The following is a 3,952-nucleotide window of genomic DNA, read 5'->3' on the forward strand; positions in this document are numbered from 1 at the left end:
CGGTCACACCGGCGGCGGCATGGGGCCGGGCTCGTTGCGGGCGGCGCCGGGCGGCGTGCCCACACCGTGGCCGGTGGTCGGCGGGGCGCCGACGCTGTGGCCGGCCGTGGGCGGGGCGCCCACGTGGTGGCCGGTGGCGGGCGGGGCGCCAGCGCTGCGGGTGGTGGGGGGCGTGCCCACGCTCAGTTCGATGGGGTCGATATCACGCGGCTCGAAGCCCAGCGTCTGCCCGTAGAAGGCCAGCTCCGACTCGAGGCACGTGATGGTCGTCTTGGCCCTGCGGAAGCCGTGCGACTCGCCCTCGAAGGCGAGATAGGCGTACGGGACGTTCTTTTCGGCCAGGGCAGCGGCGAACTTCTCCGACTGCGCGGGCAACACGATGGGATCGTCGAGGCCCTGGAGCAACAGCACCGGGCAGGCCGTGTGATCGGCCCGGTTGAGCGGTGAACGCTCCTCATAGGCCCGTTCGAAGCCCGGCATCGGCCCGATGAGCCCGAAGAGGTACTTCGACTCGAAGTCGTGCGTCTCCGTCAGGAACGACCGGAGGTCGCTGATCCCGTAGTAGGACGTCGCGGCCTTGAACACCGTGGTCTTGGTGACCGCGGCGAGAGTGGTCCAACCGCCCGCGCTGCCGCCCCGGATGGCGAGCCGGTCCGGGTCGGCGGTGCCGCTCTTGACGAGCGCCTCGGCGGCGGCGACGGCGTCCTCGACGTCGACCACGCCCCACTGGCGCCGCAACCGCTCCCGATAGGCGCGGCCGTAGCCGGTGGAGCCGCCGTAGTTCACCTCGACGACCCCGATGCCGCGACTGGTGAAGTAGGCGCGCTCGAGGCTGAGCATGCTCGACGCGCGCCCGGTCGGGCCACCGTGCACGAAGATCACGTACGGCGGCTTCTCGCCCTCCAGAGCCTGGTACGACGGATTGGCCGGCGGGTAGATGTAGGCGTGCACAGGGCGTCCGAACGGCCCTTCGAGCTGAGCTTCGCGGGGGATCGGCAGGAAGGCCGGTTCGGGCAGCTCACGCAGCTCGTGGCGCAGGCTCTCGACGCGGCCCGTGGCGACGTCGACCCGTACGACCGAAGTCGGCACCGTGGGTCCTCCCGCGATGCCGACGATGGTGGAGCCGTCCGCCGACAGCGCGACCCGCCAGTCGCTGAACGGGGTGTCGATATCGATCAGCTCGAGCGTCTCGGGGTCGCACACGGCCAGGCGCTGGTCGCCGTGCCCGTGCAGCACCGCGAGCCGCCCGTCGCCCAGCAGCGCGTAGGGCATTCCGCCGAGCTGCCACAGTGGCCCGGTGAACTCCTCCTCGGCCGGATAGAGCGCCTGCGGGGAGTCCCCGAACAGGCCCACCTGGTAGACGTTCCACCAGCCGGACCAGTCGGAGATCACGTACAGGCTGTGGTCGTCGCGCCACATCGGGGCCAGGGCCGACTCGGTGAGCCCGCCCTTGACCGTGCGGGGGGCGATGAGCCGGCCGTCCTCGATGGCCGCCGCGCGAAGCTCGGTGCCGTCCCAGGGCATCCGCGGGTGGCTCCACTGCACCCAGGCCAGATGGCCGCCTCCGGGCGACGGGGTGGGGGAGGCGTAGAAACCCGCGCCGGACACCAGCTCGCGCACGGCCGCCGGGTCGTCGGCCGCGGCACCGTCGAGCGGCACCGCGACGATCGCACGGCGCACTCCGTCGGGCGTGTGGCCCTCGCAGACGCACCAGACCTCGGTGCCGTCGGGGGACAACACGAAATCGGCATAGCGCAACCCGGCCGGGACGGCGGCCTCGGGAGTCAGCGGACGCGGCTTGCTCTCACCCGGGTCGAGGCGGTGCAGCCGCTGGTCCTCGTAGTCGGCGAAAACGATCGCGTAGTCCCCGCCCGCGGGGATCGGCAGGTAGGACCGGCCACCGTACTCATGGACACGGGTACGCGCGTTCCAAGGTGCGGGGAGCACCTCGGCCAGCTGTCCACCGCGCAAACGCATGACCGTAGTTCGCCCGCCCTCTTCCGGCCGGGTCTCCTGCCACCACACATCGTCGCCCTGAACAGTGGGAAAACCGAGGCGGAGCTGTCCGCGGGCGACGTCGGCGGCGGAGATCGGGGAGGGCCAGGAACCAAAGGGAGAGGTAACGCGAGCGGTCATAAGGGAATCGTCCCGCAAACCGGTGGTCATTGGGGCCATGACGGGACAGTTGAGGTCGTAAAGATACGAGGTCGTCGCCTTAGGGATCATCTAGGGCCAGAACACCTGACGGGCCGGTGGGACACATGTGTCCCACCGGCCCGTGGAGCTTCGTCCGTGGACGGCGTTGCCCGGATTCGCCCGTGGAGGGCGGGCTCAGAACGGCCCGGCGTTGCCCATGCCCGCGTCCGGCAGCTTGGTCGGATCCGCGCTGAGCGTCGTGGCCGACGACTTTCGGCTGCGCCGGCTGCGGCCCTCGAGCCACTGCGCGAGATAGCCGAGCGCCATGTTGAGCGCGATGTAGATCAGCGTGATGACGATGGCGGCCGGGATGAGGTTGCCGTAGTTGGCTCCGACCACCTTGAAGCCCGCGTTGAGCAGGTCCTCGTAGGCGACGATCCAGCCCAGCGCCGAGTCCTTGAGCAGCACCACCATCTGGCTGACGATCGCCGGCAGCATCGCGGTCGTGGCCTGGGGCAGCAGCACCAGGCGCATCACGCCGTTCTTGCGCAGGCCCACGGCGTAGGCGGCCTCCGACTGTCCCCTCGGCACCGCGTTGATCCCGGCCCGGACGATCTCGGCGAGCACCGAGCCGTTGTAGAGGGTGAGGCCGAAGACCACGGCGGTGAAGGCGGTGACCTCCGGGAATTCCCGGTTCAGCCCGTTGGCGATGGTGGGCGGCCCGGAGAAGATGAAGAAGATCAGCAACAACAGCGGGATGGCGCGGAAGAACTCGACGATCGCGGCCGAGGGGATCCTCAACCACCAGTGCTCCGAGAGCCGGCCGATGCCGAACACGATGCCGAACAGCATGGCGAGCACGGCCGCGACCACGGTGACCTTCAACGTGCCGACCAGGCCGGGGAGGATGAACTCCGTCCAGACCTTGCCGTCGAGGAACGGCTCCCACAGCTTGCCCTGGAACTGGTCCGCCTCGTTGAGCCTGGCCACGATCACGTAGACGATGCCGAGCAGGATCACCGCGGCGACCAACGTGATCAGGTTGTTGCGCAGCCGGGCCTTGGGGCCGGGGGCGTCGAAGAGCACCGATGGCTGATGCTTCTTCGTCCGAGCCGACTTTGTCTTCGCCGCGGGCGCCTCGGTCGTGACTGTCATCGTGGGACCGCCCATCGCTTGGCCGCCCAGCCGAACAGGAAGCCGGTCGGCAGGGTCAAGATCATGAAGCCGACCGCGAAGCCGAGGAAGATCGGCAGCGTCGCGCCGTACTCCTCGAACATGTCCTTCATCAGCGAGGCCGACTCGAGGTAGCTGGCGACCAGGACCACCGTGGTGTTTTTGATCATGGCGATGGTGATGCTGCCGAGCGGTGCGATGACGGCCCGGAACGCCTGTGGCAGGACGATCATGCGCAGCGACTGGGTGAAGGTCAGCCCGATCGCCCGGGCGGCCTCCGCCTGGCCCACGGACACGGTGTTGATGCCGGACCTGAGCGCCTCGCAGACGAACGAGGCGGTATAGGCCGACAGCCCGAACACGGCCAGCCAGTAGAAGTTCACCGTCGATATGTTGGACAGCTTGAGCCCGAGGGTGTCGCTGAGCGCCAGGCTGCAGAACAGCAGCACGAGCGTCAGTGGCGTGTTGCGCAGGGTGTTGACGTAGAAGGTGCCCGCCGCGCGCAGTACGGGTGTGGGCGAGACCCGCATTCCGGCGAGGACCGTCCCGAGGATCAACGCCAGCACGCCGGTCATCAACGACAACCGGATCGTCGCCCAGAAGGACCCGAGGATCCTGTCGAGGTTGTCGATGATCGGGCTGA

General features: G+C 69.1%; 3 protein-coding genes. All 3 read right to left on the minus strand.

The annotated features are described in order from the left end of the window. Positions 1–3: 3 nt before the first annotated feature. A complete protein-coding gene (locus HKK72_RS37050) occupies positions 4–2,136 on the minus strand; it encodes a prolyl oligopeptidase family serine peptidase (protein WP_187239059.1) in 2,133 nt (710 codons plus the stop codon). A gap of 195 nt (positions 2,137–2,331) precedes the next feature. Beyond that, positions 2,332–3,291, minus strand: coding sequence for an amino acid ABC transporter permease (locus HKK72_RS37055; protein ID WP_187239060.1), 960 nt, complete (start codon positions 3,289–3,291; stop codon positions 2,332–2,334). Next, a complete protein-coding gene (locus HKK72_RS37060) occupies positions 3,288–3,944 on the minus strand; it encodes an amino acid ABC transporter permease (RefSeq protein WP_187239061.1) in 657 nt (218 codons plus the stop codon). The genes HKK72_RS37055 and HKK72_RS37060 overlap by 4 nt, the downstream gene beginning before the upstream one ends. Between the last annotated feature and the right edge of the window lie 8 nt (positions 3,945–3,952).

This window comes from Actinomadura sp. HBU206391 (genome assembly GCF_014323665.1).
Lineage (GTDB): Bacteria > Actinomycetota > Actinomycetes > Streptosporangiales > Streptosporangiaceae > Actinomadura_C.

What these genes read in the sequence shown, in the direction of transcription:
- HKK72_RS37050 (WP_187239059.1), bottom strand. Translation starts at nt 2,136, where the DNA reads ATGACCGCTCGCGTTACCTCTCCCTTTGGTTCCTGGCCCTCCCCGATC.
- HKK72_RS37055 (WP_187239060.1), bottom strand. Translation starts at nt 3,291, where the DNA reads ATGACAGTCACGACCGAGGCGCCCGCGGCGAAGACAAAGTCGGCTCGG.